Genomic DNA, 15,167 nt, shown 5'->3' with positions numbered 1-15,167 from the left:
TTTTAAGCTTCTATTTAAGTGACGTTAAGCTGGAGTTATATGTGGGGGATTATCATTAGAATTTAAAAGTGTAGCATGAGTGCGAGGAGACCGCTCCGCGAAGGCTTTGAGCTTCCGATCGCTGCTACCTGCTACTCATGCAACATTATGGGGTAGGGGAGCAGCAGGGAGAAGATTACGATAAAAGAAAGGGTGAAACATGTGCTCAAAGTGCAGCAGGTGAGCAAGTGGTATGAGGGCAACCGGGGTGTACATAAGCTGGATTTTGAAATGCAGCGCGGTGAAATTGTTGGTTTTCTGGGGCCGAATGGTGCGGGTAAAACGACGACGATGCGCATGATTACAGGGTATCTTCAACCCAACGAGGGAGTAATTACGATTGACGGTATCCCGATTCAGGATAAGGGTAGACAGGCCCGTTCCAAAATCGGTTATCTGCCAGAGACTCCCCCTTTGTATGAGGATATGTCCGTAAGATCCTATTTAAAGTTTGTAGCTAGTATTCGGGACGTGCCTGCGAGAGAGCAGAAGCTGCGTATTTCGGAGATGATGTCCCGACTGGGACTGAATGGGCGGGAAAAACAATTAGTCCGCAGTTTGTCCAAAGGGTATAAACAGCGCTTGGGACTGGCAGGTGCGATTATTCATAACCCGGATTTATTGGTACTGGATGAACCGACCTCAGGTTTGGACCCCAATCAGATTTTGGAGATTCGTCAGCTTATTCAGGAGATTGGCGAAAATCATACGGTACTGCTAAGTACGCATATATTGCCTGAGGTGGATGCTTTGTGTAATCGTGTTCTCATCATCCATGAAGGGAAACTGGTCATGGATGGGCGCCCTGACGCGCTCGGCGGTTCGATGGAAGATGGATTCAAGGTGAAGGTGGAGGTTAAAGGCAAGCGTGAGCAGGTGCTGGATGTCCTGCGTACTTGGGGAAAAGTAGAGGTTGAATCTATGGCGACCATGCTATCTCCAGCGAACACGGAGCTGACTGCCGCAGAGCCAGATATGACCGGATTGCTACTCACAGGAGACTCCGGTGAGGATTTTCGCGAAGAACTATTTTATGTGCTGTCTGATGCGAAGCTTCCGATTTTGGAGATGAAAAAAGAAAACCTTAGCTTGGAAAATATCTTCCAGCAGTTAACGACCCGCGAGACGGAAGAAGGTCAGGTCGGCGATCCAGCAATACAAGACCTACATTCCTCGGAGACTGCAGCACCTACGGCCATCACGGTGGAGCATGGAGAAGCTGCGTCCAGGGACGATAAGGCTGAAGAAGATAAGGATACAGGAGGTAATCGGTCATGAGGCGTTTGTTCGCGGTCTGTCAAAAAGAGCTGCAAGCCTATCTGTGGACACCAACGACGTATTTTGCGCTTGCAGTGTACATGCTGCTGACGGGGTTACTTTTTTATACAAATTTTGTTATGTATCAGCCTAGCATTCTGGACTATCGGCTGGTACTCGGTGACACCTTGTCCATGCTGGTGTTCGTCGTCCCATTGCTCACGATGAGGCTGGTTGCGGAGGAATTCAGGCAAGGTACGGATGAACTGCTGCTTACCTCACCTGTGAGTGTGACGGAAATGATCGTGGGTAAATTTTTGGCGTCGCTGGGCATGTTGCTCATATTGGTGCTGTGCAGTCTAGCGTATCCGGTCGTGATGTCCTTTTATGGGTCGCTGGATTGGACGCTGGTATTTACATCTGTGATCGGTCTGTTTATGCTTGGCGCAGCCATGATGGCGATCGGCTTATTCGCTTCAACGCTTTCACAGCATCAGATGATGTCGGCGGTCGTCAGTTTTATTATTTTACTTGTGTTCTGGATGCTGGATTCGTTTGGAGGCCAGACGGGTGCATCTGCGGCGGTACAGCAATGGCTGGAACCTTTTTCACTAACCGCACGGTTTGACAGTTTCACCAAAGGATTGCTGAATGGAGCCGATGTGATGTACTACGTGACGGTGGCGGTGCTCTTTTTGCTATTCAGCATCCAAGTGGTTGAACGGAAACGGTGGAGGTAATGAATATGAAAAAATGGCTGGGTCATACCAATAGTGTGATACTATCGATTGCTGCTGTAGGGATTTTTATTTTATTGACGTTATTTCTGCGGTCGTTGGGTGGCTTTCAACTGGATCTGACGGCAGGCAAGCAGTATACGCTGTCTGACCAAACGTTGACGACCATCCAGGGTGTAAAGGAAGACGTACGGCTCATTGCTTTTACCGTATCCACTTCACAAAATCAGAAGCTGAACCGGGATGTTGCGGATATGCTGAATGAATACGCCAAGCGTAACAACAAGCTCAAGGTCGAGCAATACGATCTGAATCAGGAACCGATACTGGCCAAGCAATATGGTGTTACTTCAGCGTCTATTGTGTTGGTGCAAGGGGAGAAGAAGCGGGTTATAGATATTGGGAGTCTATTTACGCAGGCTCAGGGGAGTGGTGAAGGGGCATACCAATTTACCGGGGAAGAAAAGCTGACTAGTGGACTGCTGGGATTATCATCTACCCGTCAAGGGAAAGTGGTCTTTCTGACTGGACATGAGGAAATCCCATTGTCCCAAATGACTGAATTAAGCAGCTCACTGTCACAAGATAATGTGAAAACAGAGGAAGTTCAGCTCAATCAGGCGGGGAGCGTGCCCAAAGATGCGTCTGTATTGGCTATTGTCGGACCAGAACGTGATATCAGTGCAACGGAACTGAAGAGTATTCGTACGTATCTGAATGATGGCGGAAAGCTTTTTATGGCGCTAGGCTTTCACCCGAACATGGGGTCCGATTGGAAAAACCTTGATGCATTAGCGGCTGATTATGGAGTGAAGGACACTCATGCCATCGTGGTGGATCAGGAACAGACGAATACACTTGGACCTCTATGGACGGTTCCTACCTTCGGCAGTCATGCGATCACCGATAAGTTGGCGGCTTCCAATCTGTACCCGGTTCTTTCACTGTCTATTGCTTTGCAGGCAGGGGAGCCAAAGGATTGGAAGACGACGCTTTTGATGAAATCTTCTGCAGCCAGCTATGGTGAAACGAATATCCAAGGGCTGCTGAACAACGAAACGCAGAAGGATGACAAGGACCCGCAGGGGCCGCTGAATCTCGGTTATGCAGTAGAAGGGAAAGACGGTAAGCCCAAAGCCGTTATTCTCGGAACGTCTGCCCTTTTAAGCGACACTGAGATCAGCACAGGAGGCAATCGAGACTTTGTGCTGAACAGTCTGAATTATGTGCAGGAACATTCTGATGGGCTCACCATTCGTCCTCGTCAGGAGCAGGATTATAAGGTAGCTTACTTGACTCCTGCACAAGCAAAAACGATATTGACCATATCTGTCATCGGATTGCCGTTGCTATTCGCGGTCATCGGAATCTTATTATGGTGGAGGCGAAGAAGAGCATGAGAAAATGGATACCCACAGTGCTACTGTTAGTTGTATTGGGAGCGGGTATAATCTATGCAAAAAGCCAAAACTTCTTTCGTGAACAAGCGCCGGCGGTTCGCCAGCTGGTTCAGCTAACGCAAGAGAATATTACGTCTTTCGCGATCACTGGAAAGGACGGCAAGTCGGTGGAACTTGAACAACATGATGGTCAATGGAGTATGAGTAAGCCACGGACTTACCCGCTAAACCAATATACAATAGACAATTGGCTAGCAGCGATTCAAAATGTAAAGTTGGGTGAAGTGGTGGAATCTTCTCCTACAGACGTAGCCAAATATGGGATCAGCGCTACCCATGATCAGATTGAGATTAAGACCAAGAAGGGCGACGTTCGTACCTTTGCCTTCGGTGAAACGTTGCCTTCCGGAGATGCTGTTTATGTATTATCAGACAAAAAAGAGATAGCTTCTGTACCTATAGATACACTTTCAGGGTTGTTGCTGGGTGCTGATGATTTTATAGATACAACGCCGTTCGATTGGGACGATACCAAGCTGAGCGGAATAGAGTGGGAAGGCCAAAATGCTTCATGGATGCTCAAATCCTCCGGTAACAGCGGAACCGAAGACAGTGCTTCCACATCTTGGACGCTGAACGGAAAGTCAGTAGCCAATGACACGGCGACTTCCCTCTCGCAGCAAATCAAAAACCTGGCCAGCAGTCAGGCCTTGCGCAAAGCCTCCGAGCTGAGCAAGCCTGTTCACCGCTTTACGCTGAGTATATCGCTGGGTAAGGATGATTCCCAGCTGGTCTATCAGGGCTGGACGCTGAGCGATGATCCAGATACCGTATGGGTTGTGCCGCCACAAAGTAACTGGGCTTATGGTCTGTCAGTATCTGACGTGAACCGTACTGAACAGAATGGCCACGACCAAGCACAGACTGGAAAATAATCATTAGAAATTAAATTAGCTGCACAAAGAGGCTCCAACGGCGGATGATCGTCGTCTGGAGCTTCTTTGTGCTCGTTATTCGTCAGGTTTGCTGCTTTTGGAAGAAGAGCTGTTCGTGTCGTTTAAATCTTGGATAACCTGAATCAGCTCATGAAGCGAGAGATCCAGCTTATCCAGCTTTTCTTCCATCGTGTGCAGGATGTGCCGCAACAAAATAAAACAAAGTCCAGCCGGAAAGCCTACGTTGGTAACCAGAGAAAGAGCATCATCCATTTGCAATGTATTCCCTCCTTTTTAGCCATATATAAAGGAAGGTAAATTAAAAGAACCATATACAACTGCATGTAAAAATAGTATAATAAATAAGAACAAATGTTCTGTTTTGGTTGTAAAATAGGTTTGCAAATTACCCTATAGTATGAGGATTTAGAAAAAGTCAAATCCAAAGAGAAAGGGTGATTTACAATGGATAAGTCTCAGCTAACATTGGTGGAACAATATCGAAAGAAGCTGTACCGCATTGCTTGGAGAATCCAGTATCGTGCTCGGGTACAAACCAATCATGAATTTGTAATGGAAAAGAACGAAGCCGTCAGTGCCCCATCTTTTACAGAATCTTCAAACTCTAATATGTACACACTACAGCTTATCAACTCTCTATCTTCTGAGATCGGAAAAATGATCATCTTTGACCTTTACATACTAGACAAAACCGAAGCACAGATTGCAAAAGAGTTAAAGCTATCCCAACAGGCGGTGAATAAATGGAAAAAGAAAATGCTCAAAGAGTTATTTCGGATGCTGAGTTCGTCCAATTGCTAAAATTAGTACGAAGTGGAGATCAGGAGGCCATGTGTAGGATACTTCAATTGTTCGAGGAAGACATTCAAAAGACCAGTCGGTATATTCGTATGTCCCGTGAAGATGCTGTCCAAAGCATTGTGACTGATTTTATAGAAGAACTGCAACAAGAGTTAAAGACAGTACAAAGTGGACAATGGATATAGCCTTGGCTATCCTTATCCGTAGGTTTACTTATTTAACGGAGGGCTTTAAGTTTATGAGTGATAACAGGGCTTCTTTTGAAAAAAGTATGAAGATGTACCCAGTCAACAGTATTCGTTCCAATGTCATCATTCTTGTTTTATTACTGTTAGATCTGTTTCTGGTTATCCCCTTAGTGGGAAATCCATACATTGCAGTTTACGTTTATGTACTGTTGCCACCGATTGTTATGATAAACATTTGGGCCCTTGTACTGGTTATCATGCCACGCAAATTGCAGTTGAATTACATTTTATTCCGTGGTGTATTTGGTTGGGTTTGTTCTATTGGCTTCATGATCATGACACAAAAGTTTGCTTATGGCATGTTGGATCTGGATACTTCATGGTATTTTATAGGTTCTTTTGCCCTTTATGGAGTCGCCTTGTATTACTTTATAAAATATAATTTGGCGAAATTCAAAGATCCTTCAAATCATAAGAAGAAACCAAAAGTTAAGAAAAAAAACAAGAGAACACCTGTAGTAACTATCACCACATTTACTGGGGCTGGTTATCTGATAGCTAATGTTTCCCTCGGATTCGCTACACAACAATTAGTTGCCACAGTATTGATAAGTGTATACTCGATGCTAGCATGTGTTCTTTTTCATTTTATTATGGATTTACACCGCTACTATTGGCTTCATAAGCTGAGGAATCAGACAACGGATTGAACACAACGAATGGATTACAAAGTATTACCTCTATCAAGATGTTTTGTAAATGAAAAAAAGCCTGCAAACGCCCAACTATAATGGGGGTTCGCAGGCTTTTTAGGTTGTAGATTTATTTAGTCAACATACTTGTTGCCGTCAGCATCAATATAAATGGATTGAACAGCTGTGCGGCGGTACGGATATCCAGCCTCTGTGGTGCCGCTAATTTCATAGGTTACAGAATAGAGGCCGGGCTTGTCCGCTTTGGATAGCTCAATTTGTCCGGTAGGGTTAACGTTTTTTTGCTGTACCGTCAAACCTTTGGATGTAGAAGTGACTCCTTGCTGCGGATCACCATAATATTGAACTTGGTAGGTAACTTGTGTAACGCTGTTCGGGGAATCCTGTGATTTCAGATTTAGCTTCGGGCCCACTGCATTTAAATTGTATTTCAGCTCAGGAACTTGAACAGCCTGGTAACGTGCAATCAGGAGATACGCTCCATTATCAGGAGCCGTGACGTTCAGTTTATAGGTGCCCGGTTTTGGATTTTGAATGACGGCGTTATGATGCCAGGCACCGGCAAAAATATCGTTATCATAGCCTGCTTTCAGATTAATAATTTCACTAGTACCGTCAGGCTTGGTTAGTTCCAGTTTACTCACACGTTTATCGCTGATCCAGTCCAGATCAATGGATTTTACACCATTTTCAACAGTGAGGGTTTCTGAGGCTTTTCCATTATAATCGCCGCCTCGGATAAAATATGAATTATCGATCTCGCTATAGGTGGATTGTAAAGCAGAAGCAGTCAGGGAAGATGCTGAAAGTGCCTCAGTTTCCTGATTCAATGCTGGAGTGTTCGCTTGGAGGTAGGGTTGGATCAGGGAGAAGACGTAAGAACCAGTGCGAACCTTGGCATGATCCCAAGATCCGACTTTAACTACACGTCCGCCGGGAAGCTTAGCGTTGTCGACTGTGACCACTCCATCATTCTTACCAAAGGTTGAGAGGTAAAGTCCGCCCAGTATGTAGGAAGCAGTGCCGCCAGACCAGTTATCACCAGCAAACGTGAAGAATGGAACTGTAGTCGCATTACTGAGTGCATCGGTCTTGGTTCGGAAATACTTCATATAAGATGTTTGTAAAGTGGAGGTACCGGGATTTTGTGACCCGACGATATCTGCCAGCCATCCGGCCCAGCTACTGTAGGCGAGATCTGCAAGTTGTGAGCCATGATGAGGACTGCTGAGGGTGATGACACGTTGTACATAAGGAGCGGCTCCGTTATATACGAGAGCGGTTTGAGTATCCACTCCACCTTTGCTGTGGGCGATGACGATAAGCTTTTTTCCAAAGTGATTGCTGATGACCTTAATTTTGTCGGCCAGAAGCTTACCATTGTCCCACATATCTTGGGATGTGCCAGTTGTATCGTACAGATTAATGGTGGCTGTCTGGTATCCGGCGTCTCGTGCACGCTGAAGCATATCGTTATTATTCTTGGTCCAGACTTCAGCGCTACTGTTCAAACCATGTACGAACAATAGTGCGGGCTTGGCTGGATCAACGTGATTAGGTGGTGGACCTTCTGCCCAGCTTCCCGCGGGATCTTTCGGAGGTTGGGGTGTAGTGGAGCCTGCAAAAGCGCCAACGGGGACAAGAGTAACTGATAACAAAAAAATGAGCATCAAAACGGTGATCTTTTTCAAACTAAAAATCCTCCTTTGTAAAATAAAGTATTTTTCAAGCTTATTATACATGCCATCTTGTGGTAAATCATCAATTGTATTTCATATTTACATTAAAATTTTATTTTTTTAGTCAATTTTTAGTCAGGATATCCCTATGATTCATAGCGCATGATAATCTCGTCACACATTTTATAATGTATGGAGGATGAGTTCATGCCAGGAACTAAGAAGGTCATCAGTTTTACGATTTCTGCTGCTTTACTCGCCAGTATGGCTGCTTTGACCGGGTGCGGAAATGCCGATCATAACGTTCGTACGAACAGTACACGCTATAACGCGCAAAGCACACATCACATGGATGGTGTGAACCGTTATGGTATGGATGGTGTGAATCGTTATGGGGTTAAGTCCAATGGTATGGACGGGATGGTGTTGAATGAAAATGCCAACCGAACTGGACATCCAGTCCGTAATCTGCAAGTCGATCGCAATTTGTCGAAACGTATATCCGAGATGCCGGATGTAAAGTCTGCGACAGTGCTGGTCGGTGAACGACATGCCTATGTAGCCGTTTCCTTGAAAGACCAAGCCAACGGAACAGGTGTGGGTGCTCCAAGTGTTGACGGTACTCCAAGTGCTAATAGTATTGGACGTAACGGTAATGTACCGAGTGTGAATGGCGTTAATGGCACTAGAGGAAACCGTACTACGGATACTACAACGCCTGGAATGACAGACAATGGAGTTACCGGGAATGGAACACCTGCGCGTCGTGATGATGGTTTATTCGGTACGATGGGTACAGGCTCGTATGGTATGTTGCGTGGCTTGGCGAACAACAATGGCACAGATAACAGAAACACCACAATCGAGGGAGCAAGAACTGCATATGAACCAAGTGATGCAGTCAAGAGCCGAATCGCGAATAAAGTTAAGCAATTTGCACCTTCGATTGAACAGGTGTATGTATCGGCTAACCCGGATTTTGTCAAACAAGCCACTGACTTTACACACAGTGTGCAAAATGGTCATCCGATCAGAGGCTTGAGCAATGAAATGGTGGATGTGATTGAACGTGTATTCCCGACCCCGGCGGCTGGTACAAACCGTCCAATGGAAAATACAGCACCCACACGCCCACAAAATCATACGCCCGCGCCGATGAATCATCGCTAATTCAAACCCTATAAGTGTGTGCAATGCCAAAGAAAGAGCTATCCATCTCAGCGAATACGCTGGTGGATAGCTCTTTAGTTTTGGGGAATGATAACTATAACTGAATTATTTGCGCAATCCTTTAATCCATACGCCTTGCAGCTTTAAGTCTCCATCCAGTAACAGGATGTCTGCTTGTTTACCTGCTTCAAGCGAACCTGTACGATCAGCAATGTACAAGGATCGAGCTGGATTCAGGCTGGCCATTTGTGATGCTGTGGGAATACTTATACCCACATGTTGAACCAAATAGCGGAAGCCTTCAATCATCGTTAGTGTGCTTCCTGCCAAAGTGACCCCATCCTCCAGTCGCGCTACACCGCCCTGCACGATCACCGGCAAATCGCCGAGCGTATAATGACCGTCTTCCAGACCAGTAGCAGACATGGCATCTGTGATGAGAATGAGATTATGATCCTGCTTTAATCTAGCGAGCAGGGAAATGGCGGCGGGATGCACATGAATGCCGTCCGCGATGATTTCTGCTTCAATGCGCGGATCAGCGAGTACGGCTCCGGCGGCTCCCGGCTTGCGATGATGCAGCGGAGTCATAGCATTAAATGCATGCACCGCATGATTCAGCCCCGCCGTCGCTGCCTGTTCAACCTCTTCATACGTAGCATCTGTATGACCGAGAGCCGCGGTAATGCCATGGCTGCGCAGCCATGCAATCAGTTCCAGCGCTCCTTCCCGTTCGGGCGCAAGCGTGAGCTGGCGAACAAGGCCTGGATAGAGCTGCTCCCATTCTGCCACCCATGAGAGATTCGGTGGCACGATATGTTCTGGGTTTTGCGCTCCAGGCCAGTTCGGACTGATGAACGGCCCTTCCAGATGTACGCCCTCCAACTGAGCATAGGGCATAGGTAGTGCCATGTATGCGTGAACTTCACTCAATACCCGGTCAATCTGTTCCTTGGGCGCGGTCATGGTGGTAGCCAGCATAGCCGTCGTTCCTTGTGAACCGTGAAAGGAGGTGATCGTATCCAGCACCCTTGGACTAGAGTCCATAAAGTCCTCACCGTTACCGCCGTGAACATGAATATCAATAAAGCCTGGCAGCAGATAGCCTTCTTCCAAACGCACAATGTTTGCGGTTTTCGCTGCGGTTTCTTCCTGATTTGCCAAGACTACCGCTGTCCAATCGGCGGGTAAATGCTCTTCTGAACCAGTGTATACAATGGATTGCCCCTCAATGACGACAACCCCTTTTTCAATGATGTCATTTCCAACGACAACTTGCCCATACAGTAGCTGGGGTACGTTACCACTCATTTCATTTGACTTCAATTGAACCATCCTCCTGCTTTCTGATCCAGTAAGATAAGTACGTTAGGGTGACATTGCAGCAGAGAAGCCGGACACTCAGTCGTGACGGGTCCAGTTAAAGCCTGCTTTATAATATCAGCCTTATCCGCACCAAAAGCCACCAGTATAATTTGCTTCGCCTTAAGAATCGTGCCTACTCCCATCGTAACTGCTTGCCTGGGTACAGCATCTATATCGCCAAAAAATCGAGCATTCGCCGAGCGCGTACTTTCTTTCAAATCTACAACATGTGTGGCTCCAGTCAAGCGGTGACCAGGTTCGTTAAAGCCGATATGACCATTATGACCAATGCCAAGCAGTTGCAGATCCACGGGTCCATGGTCCAGAATGGCCTGCTCGTGCGCTGCACATTCTGCTGCCAGATCCAGTGCATTTCCGTCAGGGACACGTGTATGGGATATGGGAATATCGATATGCTGGAACAAGTGCTCATTCATAAAGCTTCGATAGCTCTGCGGATGTTCTGGGGGAAGACCAACATACTCATCAAGATTCACGGAATAGGCTCGTGCAAAACTGACCTGTCCCTTGCGGTACATATCTACAAGATGTTGGTAAATGCCAATCGGCGTACTACCGGTGGCCAGGCCAAGCATGGCCTGTGGTTTGGATAGCAGCAAGCTGGCGATCACAGCGGCGGCAGTAGCGTTCAGGTCCTCACGGCTGTTCAAAATGCGTATGTTCATCTTAGTGACCCCCTGGTTGTTTTTTGAGCTTGCTCACTTGTTGATATGAACCTTCCAATCTCGGAATATATTTGTCAAAATCTGCGCTCACCATACCTGTAAACAGAATATCTATGATATGAAGCTGGGCGATGCGGGAGGCCATATCCCCACGTCGCATTCCTTCCTCCAATGAAGAGGAAAATAGCGCAATATCCGCAAGACCTGCCAGCGTATTGTTTCCGAAGGAGGTCAGGGATAATGTCTTAGCCCCCTGTTCCTTTGCACAACGTAGAGCCGCAATGGTCTCCTGGGTTTCTCCTGAATAAGAGACGGCAAAGGCGACATCTCCTGCTCCGAGCGAGGAGGCAGAGGTAATCTGCATATGCGAATCTGCAAAGGCAGTGCTGTTCTTGCCAATACGGATGAGCTTCTGGTAAAAATCCTGTGCCACAATCGACGATGTCGCCATCCCATAGAGATCAATGCGGCTCGTGGCTGACAGCCATGCAATGGCCTGCTCCAGCTTGTCGTAATCCAGCAGTCGGGTCGTGTCCGCAATGGATGCGGTATGGTTCGCCTGAATAGCCTGCACGATTCGGGAAAGTGAATTTCCGGCGACAATATCCTGATAGGATTCTTCACCATTACGGTTGGAATGGGACAACTCGGCGGCCAGCTTCATTTTGAAATCGGGATAGCCTTTAAAATGTAGTGATTTGCAAAACCGCGTAACGGTCGCCGCACTCACACCACAACGCTCTGACAGCTCCCGAATACCCAGATGCAGCACATCTTCCGGGGATTGCAGGATGGATTCCGCCAGCTTGCGCTCCTGTACGGGAAGCTGCTCCAGTCTATGGGCTAATGTATGAAGAATGGGGGTCATGAGCTGTGCTCCTTTGGCTGTAGAGTGTTTGGGTGAAAATAAGTATCGTATATAATAATAATATAAAGAAAAACATTTTCATATGTATTGTAAAATAATTCTGCCGCTCATGCAAGAGATGTGAGGAGAATTTTTATTAGATTTTGCGAAAAAATAGCCAGCGAAAATTGTAGAAGTTATCATACATTAATTTACATATTGCGAGTTTTATTTACAAAACAACCTATTGACTTGTCTCTTCATTGGAGGAGTATAATTGAATAAAGTTCCAGTGAAGGAATTTATCTAGGAGCTTTGCAGAGTACATCGTTGGGCGGAACGAATAGAATCTCATTCACAAGGAGGAGTTTGCTATGCAAAGCCAAGTGATTGAAATGATCAGCGCGGTCAAGGAAGATCCTGAACTGGTCGCTAAGCTGGATGGACATTCGGACATTATTCATGATGCCGGACTGGATTCGTTGCAGTTGGTTCATTTCATGCTGCAAGTGGAGGATGCGTTTGATGTGGAGATTGATTTTGATTCCTTTGAGCTAGAGCATTTGAGCTCGGTAGATGCGTTTTGCAGCTACATTCAGGGGATCAGCGATGCGGAACAAGCGCCGCACCTGGAAGGAATGGAGACGGTCTGACGTACAGCTTGGTACATGTGCCTGAAAATCCATTAAACGAGGTGTTAGCATGCAGCCCAAAAGCAATGTGCTGATTGATGAGAAAGCGTTCAAGCTCATCAAGCGTAACCTGAAAAACGCTTCTGTATCTTACCGTAACGCCACACAGGACCCTACTTTCAAAACGGACATGCCCCAGACGATCGGCATTAAGCTGACCAACCGCTGCAACCTGAGATGTACACACTGCTTTGAATGGAACGAGGAAGGCTACCATCACCAAATGGATAAAGAAGAACAAAACATGGATCTTGCTCCGGACATGCTCCGGCAGATTTTGAGCGAAACCAAGGAAGCCAAGTCCAGACTGTACATGTGGGGCGGCGAACCGATGTTTCACCGGCGTTTTGATGAAATTTTGGACGTGCTGGCGGAAGATCGGCGCGAAATGACCTTTTGTACAAATGGATTACTTATTGATAAATATTTGGACCGGATTTTGGATTTGTCCGAAAATCTGGAATTATTAATAGCGATTGAAGGTTTTGAAAGAGAACACGATCTAATTCGCGGTAAAGGCACCTTTCAAAAAACAATGCGGCAGATGGATAAGCTGATTGAACTGCGCGACCAGGGATTGTACAAAGGACGGGTAACTGTCCATGCGGTCATTAACGATAACATGATCGGACGGATGTACGAATTTCTGCAAATGCTGGAGGACAAAAGGCTGGATCTGGTGCTGCTGACGTTCCCCTGGTACATTTCCAAAGAGACCTCCCTCAAAATGGATGAATATTTCACACATAATTTCTCCTGGCTCCGACAACTTGAAGAAAAAAATATTAGTAGCTGGCATGCTTTCAAATATAAAATCAACCCGGATAACATCGATCCTCTGATGCAGGAACTACAGCGGATCAATGAGCGAGTATGGAACATTCGCGTGCGCTATCAGCCCGGTTTGGATTATGAGGAAATTGATAAATTTATACATGGCGAGGAAATGGTCAGCCGTTGTTCCAATCATTGTTTGGCGCTCACCTCTAGAACAGATATTTTACCAGATGGGAAGGTCATGCCTTGCAAATTTTTCAGTGAGTTCACGATTGGAAGCATGCGTGAGCACAGTCTGAAGGAGATATGGAACTCGGATGCGTATGAGAAAACTCGTCAAAAGATTAATCATGAAGGATTGACTCCGGTGTGCTCCAAATGCAGCGTATTGTATCTGCACGGGGCAGGCTCTCTGAAATACATTTAGTTTTCTAAGGATGTTGTTTGTTACTGGATGGAAGAGAGAGGGATGATGACAAGACGTGACGACTAAAACTATTAACCTTGTGGAAGCGCTTGCGCATGAACGGGACCATGGAGTCCTGATTTGGCTGTTTAATATCGGCGCAGAGCAGGTGTGGCATCCATCCCCCCGCAAGGGGGGCATGGTAGACCGGGATGAACAGCAAGTCGTAAACCGGATGGAGGAAATGAATCTCCTGCTATGTCGAAGTCAGGATGTCATTGTACTTCGGGAACAGCCGGATGAGGCGTTTCTGGACATGCTTCAGCGGTTGGGCTTTAGCCTGCCGCGTATTGAGGTGCCGGAGCCTTCTGATCCGCTAACGCCGATTTCAGAGCTGGTACTGGCGGATGAGGCGCTTTTGGCACGACTGCGCACGGTTGCAGATGCAGGCCATAGCAGCGGCGGAGCCAAAGCGTGGCTCGTCCCCTATGCAGTCACACCGCAGGAGGAAGCGATTGCGGAGCTTTGCGGGCTAGAGCTGATCGGTGCTCCATCCGCGGTCAGTGCTCAGGTGAATGATAAAATATTCAGCCGCCTGACCGCGCAAAAGCTTGGTTTTGCTGTCAGCGAAGGCGCTGTATGTGCAGACGAATCGGCGATCCGCAGGGAGTGTGCCAGACTGGCTGACTTATCGGATGGACCTGTGAAGCTGATTATCAAGCAGCCGCACGGTGCCTCAGGACAAGGCATGTATATGCTGGACGAGCTGTCCAAGCTGGACACGCTGCTGAGTGTGATGAAGCGTTTTGGCGGCTCATCGCCATCTTCCGGCGGCTGGCTGGTGGAGCGCTGGCACAATAAGCAGATGGATCTGAACTACCAGCTCTGCATTGACGAGGGCGGTGGTGTGACGATGTTTTCGCTAAAAAGGCAAAACGTGGATGGCACCGTATATATCGGATCTCAAGTGCCAGCTGAGATTGGCGATGCGCTGGAGGAAGAAGTGAGACGCTGCGCCTATCAGCTGGGTACACATCTTTATTCCATTGGGTATACGGGAATGGCCTCTATTGACGGTTTTGTTGACGAAGAAGGTTTGCTGGTTCCAGTCATTGAGATAAATGGTAGATTTACGTTGTCTACCTATATTTCGTTCCTGTCATCCGTCCTGGGAGAACAGCATAAAACATTATCCCGTTATTACCGCAACGTTACCGCTACACCTCTCACCTACAGCCGCTTGTGCGGGTTGCTCGCGGAGGAGGGCTTGCTCTATACGCCCGAACGTCCAGAAGGGGTGTTTGTGTATACGGCGGGTACATTGTCTGGTATTCCTGTGAAGCGGGGCTATGTGAACCGGATTTTCACACTTATTTTGGCAGACAGCTGGCCGGAAGCTGATGCTTATGCGCACAAATTGGAAGGTATCATTGCTGGATTAGGATGCTCATAAA

16 protein-coding genes are annotated in these 15,167 nt (G+C 47.0%); 11 read left to right on the top strand and 5 right to left on the bottom strand.

Going from position 1 to position 15,167, the window contains the following annotated elements; all coding sequences use genetic code 11:
• Positions 1-201 precede the first annotated feature (201 nt).
• The 4 genes from KAI36_RS21055 to KAI36_RS21040 are packed head-to-tail and all read left to right on the top strand — an operon-like array spanning position 202 to position 4,368.
• On the top strand, positions 202-1,317 hold the full coding sequence (locus KAI36_RS21055) for an ABC transporter ATP-binding protein (RefSeq protein ID WP_258297192.1): 1,116 nt from the start codon (positions 202-204) through the stop codon (positions 1,315-1,317).
• Entirely contained in the window at positions 1,314-2,036 is a 723-nt protein-coding gene (locus tag KAI36_RS21050) for an ABC transporter permease (protein ID WP_025719492.1), read from the top strand. The genes KAI36_RS21055 and KAI36_RS21050 overlap by 4 nt, the downstream gene beginning before the upstream one ends.
• A 5-nt stretch (positions 2,037-2,041) precedes the next feature.
• The gene (locus tag KAI36_RS21045; protein WP_220025925.1) at positions 2,042-3,433 is read left to right on the top strand and encodes a GldG family protein; all 1,392 of its coding nucleotides are present in this window, start codon (positions 2,042-2,044) and stop codon (positions 3,431-3,433) included.
• Positions 3,430-4,368, top strand: coding sequence for a DUF4340 domain-containing protein (locus tag KAI36_RS21040; RefSeq protein WP_220025924.1), 939 nt, complete (start codon positions 3,430-3,432; stop codon positions 4,366-4,368). Before KAI36_RS21045 ends, KAI36_RS21040 begins: the two co-directional genes overlap by 4 nt.
• Positions 4,369-4,443: 75 nt before the next feature.
• On the opposite strand, the gene KAI36_RS21035 is transcribed toward KAI36_RS21040, so the two are convergent.
• Entirely contained in the window at positions 4,444-4,647 is a 204-nt protein-coding gene (locus KAI36_RS21035; RefSeq protein ID WP_025719488.1) for a hypothetical protein, read from the bottom strand.
• Between the two features lie 186 nt (positions 4,648-4,833).
• Here KAI36_RS21035 and KAI36_RS21030 point away from each other — a divergent pair, with 186 nt between their 5' ends.
• Genes KAI36_RS21030 through KAI36_RS21020 form a run of 3 tightly spaced genes read left to right on the top strand, consistent with a single transcriptional unit; the run spans position 4,834 to position 6,088 of the window.
• Entirely contained in the window at positions 4,834-5,190 is a 357-nt protein-coding gene (locus tag KAI36_RS21030; RefSeq protein ID WP_025719486.1) for a hypothetical protein, read from the top strand.
• Entirely contained in the window at positions 5,133-5,375 is a 243-nt protein-coding gene (locus KAI36_RS27630) for a helix-turn-helix domain-containing protein (protein WP_220025923.1), read from the top strand. Before KAI36_RS21030 ends, KAI36_RS27630 begins: the two co-directional genes overlap by 58 nt.
• Before the next feature lie 53 nt (positions 5,376-5,428).
• Positions 5,429-6,088 carry a hypothetical protein gene (locus KAI36_RS21020; RefSeq protein WP_220025922.1) on the top strand — a complete coding sequence of 220 codons (660 nt, stop codon included), beginning with the start codon at positions 5,429-5,431 and terminating at the stop codon, positions 6,086-6,088.
• 116 nt (positions 6,089-6,204) lie between these two features.
• On the opposite strand, the gene KAI36_RS21015 is transcribed toward KAI36_RS21020, so the two are convergent.
• The gene (locus KAI36_RS21015) at positions 6,205-7,782 is read right to left on the bottom strand and encodes an esterase/lipase family protein (protein WP_220025921.1); all 1,578 of its coding nucleotides are present in this window, start codon (positions 7,780-7,782) and stop codon (positions 6,205-6,207) included.
• Positions 7,783-7,977: 195 nt separating this feature from the next.
• Between KAI36_RS21015 and KAI36_RS21010 the strand changes: the two genes are divergently transcribed.
• Positions 7,978-8,940 carry a YhcN/YlaJ family sporulation lipoprotein gene (locus tag KAI36_RS21010; RefSeq protein ID WP_220025920.1) on the top strand — a complete coding sequence of 321 codons (963 nt, stop codon included), beginning with the start codon at positions 7,978-7,980 and terminating at the stop codon, positions 8,938-8,940.
• 105 nt (positions 8,941-9,045) lie between these two features.
• Here the strand turns inward: KAI36_RS21010 and nagA are convergent, their stop codons facing one another.
• From nagA to KAI36_RS20995, 3 genes are read right to left on the bottom strand one after another with little or no spacing between them, the layout of a single operon-like run.
• A complete protein-coding gene (gene nagA, locus KAI36_RS21005; protein WP_220025919.1) occupies positions 9,046-10,266 on the bottom strand; it encodes an N-acetylglucosamine-6-phosphate deacetylase in 1,221 nt (406 codons plus the stop codon).
• A complete protein-coding gene (nagB, locus tag KAI36_RS21000; RefSeq protein ID WP_220025918.1) occupies positions 10,263-10,991 on the bottom strand; it encodes a glucosamine-6-phosphate deaminase in 729 nt (242 codons plus the stop codon). The genes nagA and nagB overlap by 4 nt, the downstream gene beginning before the upstream one ends.
• Position 10,992: 1 nt before the next feature.
• Complete coding sequence (locus tag KAI36_RS20995) at positions 10,993-11,859, bottom strand: MurR/RpiR family transcriptional regulator (RefSeq protein WP_071642672.1); 867 nt, start codon at positions 11,857-11,859, stop codon at positions 10,993-10,995.
• A gap of 353 nt (positions 11,860-12,212) precedes the next feature.
• Between KAI36_RS20995 and KAI36_RS20990 the strand changes: the two genes are divergently transcribed.
• From KAI36_RS20990 to KAI36_RS20980, 3 genes are read left to right on the top strand one after another with little or no spacing between them, the layout of a single operon-like run.
• Positions 12,213-12,491 carry an acyl carrier protein gene (locus KAI36_RS20990; RefSeq protein WP_013311713.1) on the top strand — a complete coding sequence of 93 codons (279 nt, stop codon included), beginning with the start codon at positions 12,213-12,215 and terminating at the stop codon, positions 12,489-12,491.
• 49 nt (positions 12,492-12,540) lie between these two features.
• Positions 12,541-13,734, top strand: a complete 1,194-nt coding sequence (locus tag KAI36_RS20985; protein WP_023990063.1) for a radical SAM/SPASM domain-containing protein — start codon at positions 12,541-12,543, stop codon at positions 13,732-13,734.
• A 55-nt stretch (positions 13,735-13,789) separates the two neighbouring features.
• A complete protein-coding gene (locus KAI36_RS20980) occupies positions 13,790-15,166 on the top strand; it encodes a preATP grasp domain-containing protein (protein WP_220025917.1) in 1,377 nt (458 codons plus the stop codon).
• Position 15,167: the final 1 nt, after the last annotated feature.

Origin of the sequence: Paenibacillus sp. S02 (genome assembly GCF_019454065.1) — a bacterium.
Classification (GTDB): domain Bacteria; phylum Bacillota; class Bacilli; order Paenibacillales; family Paenibacillaceae; genus Paenibacillus; species Paenibacillus polymyxa_B.
Note: the sequence above shows the minus strand (reverse complement) of the source record. Positions and strands in the feature narration are given on the sequence as shown.

Coding starts and splice junctions, on each gene's coding strand:
- KAI36_RS21050 (WP_025719492.1), top strand. CDS start 1,314: ATGAGGCGTTTGTTCGCGGTCTGTCAAAAAGAGCTGCAAGCCTATCTG.
- KAI36_RS21045 (WP_220025925.1), top strand. CDS start 2,042: ATGAAAAAATGGCTGGGTCATACCAATAGTGTGATACTATCGATTGCT.
- KAI36_RS21040 (WP_220025924.1), top strand. CDS start 3,430: ATGAGAAAATGGATACCCACAGTGCTACTGTTAGTTGTATTGGGAGCG.
- KAI36_RS21030 (WP_025719486.1), top strand. CDS start 4,834: ATGGATAAGTCTCAGCTAACATTGGTGGAACAATATCGAAAGAAGCTG.
- KAI36_RS27630 (WP_220025923.1), top strand. CDS start 5,133: ATGGAAAAAGAAAATGCTCAAAGAGTTATTTCGGATGCTGAGTTCGTC.
- KAI36_RS21020 (WP_220025922.1), top strand. CDS start 5,429: ATGAGTGATAACAGGGCTTCTTTTGAAAAAAGTATGAAGATGTACCCA.
- KAI36_RS21010 (WP_220025920.1), top strand. CDS start 7,978: ATGCCAGGAACTAAGAAGGTCATCAGTTTTACGATTTCTGCTGCTTTA.
- nagB (WP_220025918.1), bottom strand. CDS start 10,991: ATGAACATACGCATTTTGAACAGCCGTGAGGACCTGAACGCTACTGCC.
- KAI36_RS20995 (WP_071642672.1), bottom strand. CDS start 11,859: ATGACCCCCATTCTTCATACATTAGCCCATAGACTGGAGCAGCTTCCC.
- KAI36_RS20990 (WP_013311713.1), top strand. CDS start 12,213: ATGCAAAGCCAAGTGATTGAAATGATCAGCGCGGTCAAGGAAGATCCT.
- KAI36_RS20985 (WP_023990063.1), top strand. CDS start 12,541: ATGCAGCCCAAAAGCAATGTGCTGATTGATGAGAAAGCGTTCAAGCTC.